The organism is Eggerthella sp. AM16-19 (genome assembly GCF_003474385.1).
GTDB lineage: Bacteria > Actinomycetota > Coriobacteriia > Coriobacteriales > Eggerthellaceae > Senegalimassilia.
The window spans coordinates 64,126-77,973 of sequence record NZ_QUCY01000001.1; the positions used below are offsets into that span (position 1 = coordinate 64,126).

Sequence of the window (13,848 nt, forward strand, 5' to 3'; positions counted from 1 at the left end):
CGGGGGCTTCCTCGGGCTCGGCGCGAAACGCCGAGGAGGCGGCCCGCGCCTGCGCTGCCGCGTTCGGAGCGCATAAGGCGACGGGTGCGAACGCGGCTTCGCGTAACGGGGGAGCTTCAACGCAGGAATCCGCTTCGCGCGCCTTATCGGTGTCTGCTGCCATGCAGCTGGCGAAAGGGGCGCTCGAAGGCGTGACGGTGTGCCTGGTCGGTGAGATTTCCGAGCTGTCGAACAAGCCCGGGTACAAGGCCGTGTACTTCACGATCAAGGACAAGTCGGCAAGTCTTCCGTGCATGATGTGGAACAACCGCTTCCGCGCCGCTGGCGTGCAGGTAGCGGTCGGCCAGCTGGTGGAGCTGACGGGCAGGTTCACGCTGTACGCGGCGAAAGGTCGCATGAACTTCGACGTGTTCTCGTTGGCGCCGGTAGGCGAGGGCCAATTGCGCTTGCAGGTGGCCAACCTAGCACGGAAGCTTTCCGCCGAAGGCCTTGCGGACCCCGCGCGAAAGCTGCCTTTGCCTGCATACCCGCTTACCATCGGCTTGGTCACAAGCCCGCGCGGCGATGCGGTGCACGATGTGCTGCGCACCTTGCGCCGCCGTTTTCCCGTGGCGCGGGTGCTGTTCTCCGGCGTGGCGGTCGAAGGTCCGCAGGCCCCGGCCGGCATCGTGGAGGGCATGCGCGCCGTGGTTCATGCCGGTGCCGAGGTGGTGCTCGTGGTGCGCGGCGGCGGATCGTACGAGGACCTTATGCCGTTCAACGACGAGTTCTTGGCCCGCATGATCGTCAAATGCCCCGTGCCGGTGGTCACGGGCATCGGGCATGAACCCGATACGTCCATTGCCGACATGGTCGCCGACGTGCGCGCTTCAACGCCCACGGCCGCCGCCGAGGCGGTGAGCCCCGCCCGTGAGAACCTTGATGCGCTCTTCGGTGCGCGTCGCGGCAGTCTGGATACTTGCGTTCGGCGTGCTATCGAGGGCAGTGCGGCGCAGGTCGGGCGCATCGCTAGCCGCCCGGTCTTCTGCGACCCCAATGCTTTGCTAGCAGTTTCGGCGCAGGGTGTCGACCTGTACGCCGACAGGCTGGCAAGGGCGCTGCCCGCTAGCTTGGATCGCGATCGCGCGCAGGTTGATCGGCTGCGCGAGCGTTTAGGTTCGGCGCTTCCCAACGCCTTGACCCTCGACGTTGCCGCCGTTCAGCGGCAACGCGAGCGTTTGACGCAGGCGCTATCGCAGGTGCTCGACCCGCCGACGTCGCAAACGCAACGCGCACGCGAACGTCTGGTGCGCGTGATGCCGCTGGGATGCGAACGCCAACGCGTTGCGCTCGACCATGATCAGCGGCGCTTGCGCGCCGTGGGTTGCCAACTGCTCGAGCCGTTTCGCCGGCAGGCGGGCCTTTCGGCGGCGCAGCTTGATGCGCTGTCGCCCTTGTCCGTCCTTGGCAGGGGCTACTCCATCGCCCGCGACGGCGATGGGGACGTAGTGAAGTCGGTCGAGCAGGCGAAGCCGGGGCAGCCGCTTGACGTGACGGTGTCGGATGGCGTTCTCGAGTGCAGCGTGTCGAGGGTCCGGCGCGCCGGCGTGGACGATATCGCGTGAAAGGAATCATCAAATGGGCAATGAGGCTTTGAAGCCGGTAGAGGATCTGACGTTTCGCGAGGCCATGGCGGAGCTGGACGGCATCGTCGGCGTGCTTGAATCCAACACCCTCGAGCTGGAGGACAGCCTTGCCAGCTACGAGCGCGGGGTTGCGCTGCTGCGCGCCCTGCAGGGCCGCCTGGCAACTGCGCAACAGAAGGTCGACGTGCTCATGGGCCAGCTTGAGCCGGAGGTGTCGGACGAGCAGCGCGATACCACGCTTTCGTAACGCCGCTTGCCGACAGAGTGCCGCGCGGGCGCCGCTTGCAGCAACGTGCGGCGTGTTTTGCATCTACAATGAGTGCTCGAAATCTTTTGGGTAAGGAGGCAGGCCGTTGAACGTTTTGGTTATCAATGCGGGTTCATCTTCGCTGAAGTACCAGCTTATCAATGTTGAAACGCATACGCTCATGGCCAAGGGCATTTGCGAGCGCGTCGGTTCGGCCGAGGCGTTCCACAAGCACGGTCTTGACGATAATGAAGTGGTCATCGACGCGAAGATGGCGGACCATGACGACGCTATGGCGCTCGTGCTTGAATCCCTGGTCTCGGGCGAGGACGCCGCGATCGCTTCGCTTTCCGAGATCGACGCCGTCGGTCATCGCATCGTCCAGGGCGGCAAATACTTCGATCGCTCCGTTCTCATCGACGACGATGTCATCGCGAAGATCGACGAGCTTGCCGAGCTGGCGCCTTTGCACAACGGCGCGGCGCTTATGGGCATCCATGCTTGCATGAAGCACATGCCCGGCATCCCCATGGTTGCCGTGTTCGATACCTCGTTCTTCACCACGTTGCCGCCGAAGGCGTACATGTACCCGCTCCCTTATGAGCTGTACGAGAAGTATGCCATCCGCAAGTACGGTGCTCACGGCACTTCGCATCGCTATATTTCCGAGCGCGCTGCCGCGGTGCTCGACGAGCCCCTTGAGGACCTGAAGCTGATTACGCTACATCTGGGCAACGGCTGCTCGGCATCGGCGATCGACCATGGCGTGGCCGTGGACACCTCCATGGGCCTCACCCCGCTCGACGGCCTTATGATGGGCACCCGCTGCGGTGCCATCGACCCGGCTATCGTGCCGTTCGTCATGGAACATGAGAACCTTACCGCCGAGGAAATGAACAACCTCATGAACAAGCAGTCCGGTTTGCTCGGCATCTCCGGCGTGTCCAACGACCTGCGCAGCGTGCGCACGGCCTCTGAAGAGGGCAACGAGCGCGCCATGCTGGCCTATGACATGTTCTCCAACTCGGTGAAGAAGTACATCGGCCAGTACATCGCCGTCATGGGCGGCGTGGACGCCATCGTGCTGACCGCCGGCGTGGGTGAGAACTGCGACAAGATGCGTCGCATGATCTTCTCCGGCCTGCAGCCTTTGGGCATCGTGCTGGACGAGGAGAAGAACCGCCATCGCGGTTTTGAGCGCATCATCTCTACCGATGATTCAGCGGTGCAGATCATCATCATCCCGACCAACGAGGAGTACATGATCGCGCGCGACACCTACGAGATCGTGCACGACCAGATGGTCGGCATCCAGCCGTAAGCCGCCGGTTGCCCCATAGCGGCAAAACGCTGCGTTACCCGCAATGTCGAAAAGCCCTCGAGAGAGGGCTTTTCTTTTGGCGTATGCGGTCAAGGGTTGTCGGGTGTCGCGCGTGTTGATGCCTCGGATCGACTTAAGATGGCGGCTAGCAGGGTTTTCCGCTGGTTTGCGGGTGTGGACTGCGCATAGTGAGCGATGCGGCTGCGAGCCGCCTTGAAATCTCGGTAACCGTTTTTCTGGGTCCATGGACGTATGTTTAAGCTTCAAAACAGATTCAAACCGTAATGACTGCATTGGCGCCGTTACGGTATGCGTGATTGGCGAGGTTCGCGGCCTGGAGCATGCGGGGGTTCTTGGTTGTCTCGGCAGATTCGACAAGAAAGCCCCCGCTTTCCGAACGTGGTCTTCGATTCAGGAAGCGGGGGCGTGTGCGCTTGGGGTTCAGGCTCTTGTTGCGGGGGCGCTTTTGCGTTGGTACGGGCTACTGGGCGTCGGCGGCTTTTTTCGCCTGTGCCTGCACGCACGTGATGGCGATGACGCCCACGATGTCATGTGCGCTGCAGCCGCGAGACAGGTCGTTGACGGGGGCGGCGATGCCCTGGGTCACCGGGCCGAACGCCTCGGCGTGCGCCAGGCGCTGCACCAGCTTGTAGCCGATGTTGCCCGCATCAAGGTCGGGGAAGATCAAGCAGTTTGCCTTGCCGGCAACCTTGCTGTCGGGGGCCTTCGAAGCGCCCACGGAAGGCACCATGGCGGCATCGGCCTGCAGCTCGCCGTCGAGCGCCAGCTCGGGTGCCAGCTCGCGGGCGATGGCGGCAGCTTCTACCACCTTGTTCGCATCGTCGTTTTTGGCGGAGCCGTAGGTGGAGTGGGAGAGCATGGCCACCACGGGTTCGGTGCCGATAAGGGTTTTCCAGGACTGGGCGGAGTTGACGGCGATGTGCGCAAGCTTCTCCGCGTCAGGCTGGATCTCCAGGCCGCAGTCGCTGAACAGGAACGTGCCGTTCTGGCCGTACTCGCAGTTGGGGACCACCATGATGAAGAAGCTGCTGACCAGCTTCACGCCCGGGGCGGTTTTGAGGATCTGCAGGCTGGGACGCAGCACGTCGCCGGTGGAATGGCAGGCGCCGGAGACCATGCCGTCGGCGCGGCCGGTCTTTACCATGAGCACGCCGAAGAACAGCACGTCGCGCACCTTCTCGGCGGCTTGCTCGAGGGTCATGCCCTTATGCTTGCGCAGTTCATACAAGGTGTTTGCGAACTCATCATGCAAATCGGAGTCCTGCGGGTCGATCAGCGTGACGCCGTCGAGTTTGCGCCTTGATTCCTTGATGGCGGCAACGTTGCCCAAGATGATCAGGTTGGCAACACCTTGCGCGAGGATGGTTTCGGCTGCTTCGAGCGTACGAGGGTCGTCGCCCTCGGGTAGCACGATGGTCTGCTTGTCGGCTTTGGCGCGTGCAAGCATGGTGTCCAAAAACGAGCTCATGTTCGTACCCTTTCTTCGCGATGTGTCGGACGCCGTTGCCGCAAGAGATATTTGGTTTATACGGCGCCCAAGCGGTTCACTTGGATTTTATCCATAATGTCCCCGCAGGGGACAGCCGTGTGCATCTCTACCGGTAAAATGGCGAGCGAACCATTTGAACGGCGCGTTCCCGATCTCGTTTTCGCCGTTGCTTTCAGGAAAGGAAAGGCATGAAAAGCATCACGTTCGCCATCCCGTGCTACAACTCCGCGGCATACATGGATAAGTGCATCGAGTCCATCCTTTCGTGCGGGGGCGACAAGGGCGTCGACGACATCGAGATCATCATCGTCGACGATGGTTCGGTCAAAGACGACACCGCGGAGAAGGCCGATCGTTGGGAGCAGCTGCATCCGGGCATCATCAAAGCCGTTCATCAGGAAAACGGCGGACACGGGCAAGCGGTGAACACCGGTTTGACGAATGCGTCGGGCTTGTACTTCAAGGTGGTAGATTCCGACGATTGGCTTGATCGCCGTGCTATGGAGGACGTCATGGCGTACGTGCGCAGCCAAGTCGGGCGCAGCGCCCCGACCGATCTGGTCATCGCCAATTACGTGTATGAGAAGGTGCACGAGAACACGCGCACCATCATGCATTACCGCAACGTGTTCCCCGAGGGTCGCGAGTTCGGCTGGTCCGAGGTTGGGCATTTCAATCCCAGCCAATACCTGCTCATGCACTCGGTCATCTACCGCACCGAGCTGTTGCGCGGTATGGGCCTTCAGCTGCCCAAGCACACCTTCTACGTGGACAACATCTTCGTGTACGTGCCGCTGCCGCACGTCAAGACCATCTACTATCTCGATGTTGACATGTACCGCTACTTCATCGGCCGCGACGACCAAAGCGTTAACGAGTCGGTCATGATGAGCCGCATTGATCAGCAGCTGCGCGTCACCCGCATCATGATCGACGCCGTCCAGCTCCCCGGCGATGTGCCCGAGAAGCGGCTGGAGCGCTACATGGAGAATTATCTGTCCATGATGATGTGCATCTGCAGCATCTTCCTGCGCATGATCAACACCGTCGATGCCGAGGACGAGCGCGACGCCATCTGGCGTTATCTCAAGGAGAACAACTCCGATGTATACCGCCGAGTCAGGCACAGCGTGCTGAACATGGGCACGAACCTGCCCACTAATCTGGGACGCAAAATCGGCATCACCGGGTATCATGTGGCTCAGAGGATTTTCAAGTTCAATTAAGCGTTAAGCGAAAAGGCCTGCTCGCGCAGACTTTTTTGTTGCAACGTTTTGGCATCGCGCCGAGTTGCCGGCTTCTTTTTTCGTTTGGATTGCGTCATAATAGGCATTTCGGACGCAATTCCATAAAGGAGCATTCTTGAAGAAAGACACTTTGATTACCGGACTGGCCCTGTTCGCCATGTTCTTCGGTGCCGGGAACCTTATTTTCCCGCCGTTTTTGGGCATGGAAAGCGGAACCGATTGGGTGATCGGCTTTTTGTGCTTCATCTTGATTGACGTGGCGCTTTCCTGTCTGGGCATCTTCGCGCTCAACGCTGCAGGCGGGGCGAACGCAGCCGTCGAGGGCTCGTTGGGTCGGGTGCCGGGCCTGGTGCTCAACACCGCCGTCATCTTGTGCACGGGCATGATCATCGCCGAGCCGCGTACGGCCGCCACCACCTACGAGATGTCCATGATCCCGCTGTTCGGCGATTCTGTGAACATGTTGGCGTTTTCCGCGCTGTTCTTCGCGGTGGTGCTTGCGCTTTCCATTCGCCAAACGCGTTTGGTCAGCATCATCGGCAAGGTGCTCACCCCGCTGTTGGTGCTCTGTGTGTTCGTGATTATCGTCACCGGCGTCGTGTATCCGCTCGGTGAGATCGGGGCCCCGCTTTCCAGCCACGCCGCGCAGGATGGCATCTTGGCCGGTTACCAGGCAATGGACGTGCTCGCCTGCGTGGGCTTCGCCATCGTCATGGAGAACGCTGCGCGCAGCGCCGGCTATACGCGTCGCGAGGATCAGCTCAAGGTCATCGCTGGCGCTTCCGTGGTTGCCGGTGCCCTTCTGGCTGTGATTTACGGCGGACTGACTTATCTGGGCGCTTCAAGCGCGCTTGCCTTCGGGGCCGGCATGGACCGTTCTACCCTTATCGTGGAGATCACCAAGCATCTGCTCGGCAACACCGGCGTGATCATCCTCGGCATCATCGTCGGGCTTGCGTGCCTGACCACCGCCATCGGCCTTACCGGCGCATCAGCATCGTACTTCGAGCGCACCACGCACGGTAAAATCTCGTATCGCACTGGCGTCATCGTTACTGTTTTGGTGTCCTTCGCCATTTGCAATCTGGGTTTGAACGCCATCGTGGCGTTCGCGGCGCCTATCCTGTCGGTGGTTTGCCCGCCGTTCATGGTGTGCGTGGTCATGGTGCTGTTCAAGAAGCGGATGGGCACCACATGGCCGATCAAGGGCGCTGCCCTCGGGGCGTTCGTCATCAGCCTGCTCACCACGATTGATGACACCTATGGCGTGCTGCCTGCCATCAAGGCACTTCCCTTCACCGATCTTGGCTTTAGCTGGTTGCCTTTCGCCATTGTAGGCGGGATTATCGGAGCGGTGGTGTTCAGAGTCATCAAGGGGAGCAAGGACAGCAAGGCGGTCGCATGATGGCGCGTTCGAATCAAGGCGGATCCGGGGTAATCCTCGTCGTTGATATCGGGAACTCCGTCACCAATCTGGGACTAGCCTGCGAAGGGGGCCTTTCGTCCGCATGGAGCGTGACCACTCCTGATCGCTTGACCGCTGATGAGGCGCTTTTGTGCGTGACGTCGTTTTTGCGGGTACGCGGATATGATGCGCAAGTACGCGATGCCATTGTGGCTTCCGTGGTTCCCGGGCTTACCGATGCTTGGGTAGAGGCGTTGTCTGTGCTTTGCGGCGTACGTCCGTTAGTGGTGGGACCGGGTTTGAAATCCGGTTTGAAGCTGCATTTGAACAGCCCTGCAGATTTCGGCGCTGATCGTGTGGCCGATTGCGTGGCTGCAAAGCAGCTGTATGGGTTCCCGCTTATCGTCGTTGACTTCGGGACCGCAACCACGCTTGAGGTCATCGACGATGCGGGCGTAGTGCAGGGTGGGCTTATCGCTCCGGGCTTGCGTTTGGCTGCCCGTGCGGTGGCGGACGCCGCTGCCCAGCTCCCCGTCATCGGGCTGCATACGCCCCGGACCATCATCGGCAAATCCACACGCGATGCCATGCAGGCGGGTATCGTCATCGGCGAAGTCGCCCGTATCGACGGCCTGATCCAAGCCGTTTGGGACGAACTTGGCTACGAAACGCGCGTTGTCGCCACCGGCGATGACGCTCAGGCCATGGCCGGGCTTTCCCGACGTATCGAGGTTGCCGACGATCAGCTCACGCTTAAAGGCTTGATCTTGTTGCACCGTAAGAACAGGAGGGCTTGGTAGGGAGTCCTTCCGAACACGCTTGCGCTGTCAGCGGATTTTCGGACTGCAATGGTATATCGAATAGCTGAGCCCGGCATATGCTGGGCTTTTTTGGCGCTATAGATTAGTCATATGTAACAATAATCGATATCATATAGTTTGCTCTGGCTACCAAAGTTTCCCAATGGTACCATTCGACTGTTTGAATCAAGATCGATGCGCCGCATCCCGGCGCCGTGCAGACTTTGGGATTGAAAGGAAATCGGCTCCGTGTTCAACAAACGGTTGATATCGATGGTGCCGCAGGCTATGCGGTACAACCTGTGCAACGTGGCGGCGCAATGGACGGCGCTCGTGGCGAACGTCGTGCTTATGCTTCTTATCGGGCTGTTTCTGCAACGCCTGTTCGATGGCGTCGCCGTCGATGGTTGGGTCGTGATGCTTCTGGGCGCTGGCGTTGCCGTTATCGCGGTGCGCATGGTGTGCTTGACCTACGCGCAGCGCATGGGGGTGGCGGCAGCTGCGGCCGCAAAGCGCTCGGTTCGCCGCCAGGTGTACGACAAGCTGGTGCGCATGGGCCCCGGTTATTCCGAGCGCATCGCCACAAGCGAGGCGGTGCAAGTCAGCGTTGAGGGCTGCGAACAGCTGGAAAGCTATTTCGGGCAGTACCTTCCGCAGCTGCTTTACGCCGTGCTCGCCCCGCTTACCGTGTTCGCGTTCCTGGCCCCGCTGTGCCTGCCCGCCGCCGTGGCCCTGTTGGTTTGCGTACCGCTTATCCCCATCTCCATCGTGGCGGTGCAGAAGATCGCCAAGCGCGTCATGGGCAGGTATTGGGGCGCCTATACCGATCTTGGCGGCGCGTTTCTCGAGAACCTGCAAGGTTTGACCACTTTGAAGATCTATCAGGCCGATGAGGCTTGTCACCGCCAGATGAACGAACAGGCCGAGAGCTTCCGAAGGGCGACCATGCGGCTGCTAACCATGCAGCTCAACTCCATCACCGTGATGGACGTGTTCGCCTTCGGCGGCGCTGCCGTGGGCATCATCGCGGCGATGGTGCAGTTCGCCAATGAGCAGATCCCCTTTTACGCGGCGTTTTGCGTGGTGTTCTTGTCGGCGGAGTTCTTTATCCCCATGCGTGCCCTGGGCTCGTTTTTCCATACGGCTATGAACGGCATGGCGGTAGCTGAGAAGATGTTCGCCATCCTTGATGCGCCCGAGCCCAAGCAGGGGTCGGGCAGCGTCGATCCCGCGCACGCAGGTATCGTCGTGCGCGATGTTTCCTACTCCTATGACGGGCAGCGCACGGTGCTCGACCATGTCAACTTCGCCGCCCCTGCCGGAAGCTTCACCGGCATCGTCGGCGAAAGCGGTTCGGGCAAATCCACGTTGGCCGGCATTCTGTGCGGGCGCAATCGGGGTTTCAAGGGCGATGTGGAAATCGGCGGTGTGCCGCTCGGCGAGGTTTCCCGTGAAAGCATGGCGCAAACGGTGACCGTCGTCCCGTTCTCCAGCTACCTGTTCTCCGGAACGGTGCGCTCCAATCTTCTGATGGCGCGTCCCCAGGCGAGCGATGACGAGCTTTGGGACGTTTTGCGGCGTTGCCGCATCGACGGGTTCGTTCGTGCATCGGGCGGGCTTGATGCGCCCGTATCCGAGCAGGGCGGCAACTTCTCTGGCGGGCAGCGTCAGCGTTTGGCGCTTGCCCGGGCGCTTTTGCACGATACCCCCGTCTACATCTTCGACGAAGCAACCTCGAACGTGGATGCGGACAGCGAGCAAGCCATCGTCGGCGTTATCCATGAGCTGGCGAAAAGCCGCACCGTCATCATGATCTCGCATCGTTTGGCGTCGGTTGCAAAAGCCGATCGCGTCTTGGTGCTGGAAAACGGCCGCGTAGCCGAGAGCGGGTCGCATGAGCAGCTTTGCGCTGCCGATGGGGCGTACGCGAAGCTGTGGGGCCGGCAGATGGAGCTTGAGGCGTTTGCGTCGCGTGCTGAGCAGCGCACTGCCGACGTTGGGGAAGCTGATGAAGCTCAAAGCACCGGCGTCGGTCCTGGGGTTGTACATTCCGGTGAGCCTCAGACGCGCCGTAGGTCGAACCTCTCGATCATGTGCCGTATGGTGAAGCTGGTCAAGCCGCTTGTGCCGGTCATGGTCGCCGCGGTGATCCTGGGCGTCGTCGGTTTTCTGTGCGCGATCTTCCTTACGGTGGGCGCAGCTTTGGTGCTCACGGGAATGGCGGGTTTCGAACCGGCGCTTGGGGTGAGCGCGGGTATCGCTTTGGTCGCCGCCTGCGGCCTTTTGCGCGGTCCCTTGCATTACGGCGAGCAGATGTGCAACCACTATCTTGCGTTCAAAATCTTGGCGCTCGTCCGCGATCGCGTGTTCGGCAAGCTGCGCACGCTCGCCCCGGCGAAGCTCGAGGGTCGAAGCAAAGGCGACTTGGTGTCGCTCGTGACCTCGGATGTCGAACTCCTTGAGGTGTTCTATGCGCATACCCTCTCCCCGGTGCTCATCGCCGTGTTAGTTTGCGCTGTCATGATTGCCTTCATCGGCAGCGTCTGCTGGCAGCTTGCCATCGGCGCGTTCGTCGCATACATCTTGGTCGGAGCGGTGGCGCCGTGGGCTGCGTCGCGCGCGGCGGGGAATGGCGGCAGGGAGCTGCGCGATGCCCTTGGCGACATGAACTCGTTCGTGCTCGATAGCTTGCGCGGCCTTCGCGAAACGCTGCAATTCGGCCAGGAGCATGCGCGAGCCGAGCAGCTTGATGCTCGGATGGATTCGCTTTCGAAGGTGGAGCATCGCCTGAAGGGCCGTGCGGCGCGCAGCGTGGCGGCCACGAACGGGTTGGTTCTTGCGCTCGATGTGGCCATGGCCGCGCTTTCCTGCGCGCTCTGCGCGCAGGGCGTCATCGATTTCGGGCAGGCGTTCGTGTGCGTTGCCGCCCTGATGTCTTCTTTCGGCCCGGTGATCGCCGTTGCGAACCTTGGCAGCGGCTTGCAGCAGACGCTCGCAAGCGGAGCGCGCGTCCTCGATCTGCTCGACGAGCAACCGCAAACCCGGGAGGTCGTCGACGGTTGCAAGGTAGATTCGTTCTCTGGCGCGGCCGCCGAGGACATCGATTTCTCATACGGCGGCAGCCCGGTGCTCAAGGACGTGTCCCTTGAGGTGACGCCTGGCTCGATCGTGCATCTAGCCGGCAGGAGCGGTTCGGGCAAATCGACGCTCTGCAAGCTGTTCATGCGGTTTTGGGATCCAAGCGACGGTTGCATACGCATTTCCGGGCAGGATATCAGAGGCGTGAACACGGACAGCCTGCGCGCCATCGAGGGCTATATGACGCAGGAGACGCATCTGTTCTCCGGCACGGTGGGGGATAACATCGCGCTCGCCAAGCCCGATGCTGCCCCCGAGGAGCTCATGGAGGCCTGCGAGAAGGCGTCGTTGACCGGTTTGATCGCGCGTCTTCCGCAAGGCCTGGACACGCCGGTCGGCGAATTGGGTGATACGTTGTCGGGCGGCGAGCGCCAGCGCATCGGCCTTGCGCGCATGTTCTTGCATAATGCGCCGTTCGTTTTGCTCGACGAGCCTACCAGCAATCTGGACAGCCTCAACGAGGCTGCCGTGTTGCGGGCGCTGTTGGATGCTCGAGAGGGCAAGACGGTGGTGCTGGTGAGCCATCGTGCGTCAACGGCTGCCATTTGCGATGCCTCCTACACCGTGGAGCGCGGAAGGCTATCGTAGCCGAGCGCCTTGAAATCGCATAAGAAGGGAAGGGTCGCAGCTGCGATCTGCGGCCCAGAACACGGACGGCTTGCATAAAGCCTAAGCCGCTGGGGACTGGCTTTGGAACCCCTCCGGAGTCCGTGCCTTCGTTATTCCCAGCCTGCTTCAAGCAACGTTTCCCCGTCAAGCGTCTTCAGGGCGAACGTGCCGTTCTCGTATACGGCATAACTTGCGCAGCCGTCCTTGGGGATGGAGGTGCTCCCGGGATTCACGTACATCACGTCGTCGACGAGCTCAAGGCGCTTGATATGCGTGTGACCCGTGAGCAACGCGCTTCCGTGCGGCAGCGCCGGCGGCCGATCGGGCGAGTTGCCTGCCAGGTGCCCATGGCTCAGATGCAGCAGGTGCCCGTCGGCCCATACCTGGGAAAAGTCGCTTAAGCAGGGGAAACCGAGCACCATCTGGTCCACTTCCGCATCGCAATTGCCCCGAACGGCTACGATGCGCTCGGCAATGCCGTTAAGGGCAGCGAGCACTTCTTTGGGCGCATAGCCTTCGGGCAGGTCGTTGCGCGGGCCGTGATAGAGCAGGTCGCCGAGCAGGAGCACGCGGTCGGGCGTTTCCTGGTCGATGCGTTCCATCAAAGCGCGAACGGCGGGCGCCCCGCCATGCAGGTCGGATGCGATGACGAACTTCATTGGTCATTCCTTTCGATAGATGGCAGATCGGCGCAGTATCCTCGCGCCAAGATGTGCTTTTCGCTGCTGGGGAACAGGTAGCGGTACAGCTCCATGAAGTACCGGTCGGTCATGGACGCCATGTAGTCGACCACCACCTGATCGGGATCGGTGTGCGCAAGGTAGTCCTTTACGGTGATGCTGCGCGACTTCGCCGCCAGCTGCTTGGCGTGGTGCGATATGACCGGTGACCGTTCGTCATCGGTTTGCAGGTCGGTCAAAAGCCTGTCGTACATGTCCTCGAACATCTCGCCGACGGTGTTGCCGCTTCCGGCGCGCCAGCCTTCGCAATCGTAGATGCGATCGTAGTTCTGCCGTTTTGCGCGCTTGACGTCCTCGAAAACCTGGCGGCTCATGCGGATATCGTCTTGTCCGAAGCTGTGGTTGACAACATCGACGGTGATGTTGTTGATGATGCGCGCGTTATCGCGCCCGATGACGTCGGTTTCGAAGCCGTCAAGGGAGGCAAGCACGCCCATGGCGATGGCGTCGTCGCGGTCCTTGCCCAAGTAGGCGATCATGTCAGCCAGGCGCACCACGCAGCCCTCGAGCGTGGAGGGGCGGAGGCGCTTGATGGCGGCCTCGTCGAGCGTGCATGTCTCGACGAGCTTATCGAGCTGCTGAAACGTTTCCGTGTCGCCTTGGCGTAGCACCTGTTGGGCGAACTCGCCGTTATGACACAGCGCCCCGTCAAGCACCTGCAGGCTGATGTTGCGCGGGTAGAGCCGGTCCATCACCCGCACGGAATGGACGTTGTGGTGAAAGCAACGGCCCGTGCGGCTTTGCAGGCACTTCGACAGGAACTTCTCCCCGGCGTGGCCGAACGGCGTATGCCCCAGATCGTGCCCCAGCGCGATCGCCTCGATGAGCTGGCAGTTCAATCCCAGCAGCCGCCCGATGTTTCGCGCGATGCGCCCGACAAGCTGCACGTGCAGCCCGCGGCGGCAGATGTCGTCGTTCTCAACCAGGCTGAATACCTGCGTTTTGCCTGCATAGCGGTTATATGCGGGAATGTTCATGATCTTGTCGATATCGCGTGAGAACGCCGGGCGCGCAAGCGTGGCCGCATCGTGGGGGTTGTCCTCGCGGCGCAGCACCTGTTCGTCGGGGAAGCTGCGCGGATGCATGCGCCCGCAGCGCAGGTTCTCGGCGATGGCCTGTTCCACATCGGGGTCAAGTTGCAGGTATGCGGGTTCGCTCACGGCGCTTCCTTTCCGCATGTCGAGATGTTACGGGCTTATTGTATCG

At 61.3% G+C, this 13,848-nt stretch carries 10 protein-coding genes; 7 read left to right on the forward strand and 3 right to left on the reverse strand.

Annotated features, from left to right (window positions below; translation table 11 throughout):
* Nucleotides 1-149 precede the first annotated feature (149 nt).
* The 3 genes from xseA to DW178_RS00390 all read left to right on the forward strand — a co-directional run bounded on the left by xseA (nucleotide 150) and on the right by DW178_RS00390 (nucleotide 3,193).
* Nucleotides 150-1,604, forward strand: a complete 1,455-nt coding sequence (gene xseA, locus DW178_RS00380; RefSeq protein ID WP_286168443.1) for an exodeoxyribonuclease VII large subunit — start codon at nucleotides 150-152, stop codon at nucleotides 1,602-1,604.
* Nucleotides 1,605-1,617: 13 nt separating this feature from the next.
* The gene (gene xseB / locus DW178_RS00385; protein WP_118349186.1) at nucleotides 1,618-1,872 is read left to right on the forward strand and encodes an exodeoxyribonuclease VII small subunit; all 255 of its coding nucleotides are present in this window, start codon (nucleotides 1,618-1,620) and stop codon (nucleotides 1,870-1,872) included.
* A 106-nt stretch (nucleotides 1,873-1,978) separates the two neighbouring features.
* Nucleotides 1,979-3,193: an acetate/propionate family kinase gene (locus DW178_RS00390; protein ID WP_118349187.1), complete on the forward strand. Its 1,215-nt coding sequence runs from the start codon at nucleotides 1,979-1,981 to the stop codon at nucleotides 3,191-3,193.
* Between the two features lie 481 nt (nucleotides 3,194-3,674).
* Here DW178_RS00390 and pta read toward each other — a convergent pair whose 3' ends face one another.
* Complete coding sequence (gene pta / locus DW178_RS00395) at nucleotides 3,675-4,682, reverse strand: phosphate acetyltransferase (RefSeq protein WP_118349188.1); 1,008 nt, start codon at nucleotides 4,680-4,682, stop codon at nucleotides 3,675-3,677.
* A gap of 209 nt (nucleotides 4,683-4,891) precedes the next feature.
* On the opposite strand from pta, the gene DW178_RS00400 reads away from it, so the two are divergent.
* From DW178_RS00400 to cydC, 4 genes are all read left to right on the forward strand, one after another.
* Nucleotides 4,892-5,929 (forward strand): glycosyltransferase family 2 protein, encoded by a 1,038-nt coding sequence (locus tag DW178_RS00400; RefSeq protein ID WP_118349189.1) that lies wholly within the window; start codon nucleotides 4,892-4,894, stop codon nucleotides 5,927-5,929.
* Nucleotides 5,930-6,065: 136 nt separating this feature from the next.
* Nucleotides 6,066-7,355 carry a branched-chain amino acid transport system II carrier protein gene (gene brnQ / locus DW178_RS00405; RefSeq protein WP_199669201.1) on the forward strand — a complete coding sequence of 430 codons (1,290 nt, stop codon included), beginning with the start codon at nucleotides 6,066-6,068 and terminating at the stop codon, nucleotides 7,353-7,355.
* On the forward strand, nucleotides 7,352-8,155 hold the full coding sequence (locus DW178_RS00410; RefSeq protein ID WP_286168409.1) for a type III pantothenate kinase: 804 nt from the start codon (nucleotides 7,352-7,354) through the stop codon (nucleotides 8,153-8,155). Before brnQ ends, DW178_RS00410 begins: the two co-directional genes overlap by 4 nt.
* Before the next feature lie 249 nt (nucleotides 8,156-8,404).
* Nucleotides 8,405-11,881, forward strand: coding sequence for a thiol reductant ABC exporter subunit CydC (gene cydC / locus DW178_RS00415; RefSeq protein WP_118349190.1), 3,477 nt, complete (start codon nucleotides 8,405-8,407; stop codon nucleotides 11,879-11,881).
* A 131-nt stretch (nucleotides 11,882-12,012) separates the two neighbouring features.
* Here the strand turns inward: cydC and yfcE are convergent, their stop codons facing one another.
* Nucleotides 12,013-12,561: a phosphodiesterase gene (yfcE, locus tag DW178_RS00420; RefSeq protein WP_118349191.1), complete on the reverse strand. Its 549-nt coding sequence runs from the start codon at nucleotides 12,559-12,561 to the stop codon at nucleotides 12,013-12,015.
* Nucleotides 12,558-13,802, reverse strand: coding sequence for a deoxyguanosinetriphosphate triphosphohydrolase family protein (locus DW178_RS00425; RefSeq protein ID WP_286168412.1), 1,245 nt, complete (start codon nucleotides 13,800-13,802; stop codon nucleotides 12,558-12,560). The genes yfcE and DW178_RS00425 overlap by 4 nt, the downstream gene beginning before the upstream one ends.
* Between the last annotated feature and the right edge of the window lie 46 nt (nucleotides 13,803-13,848).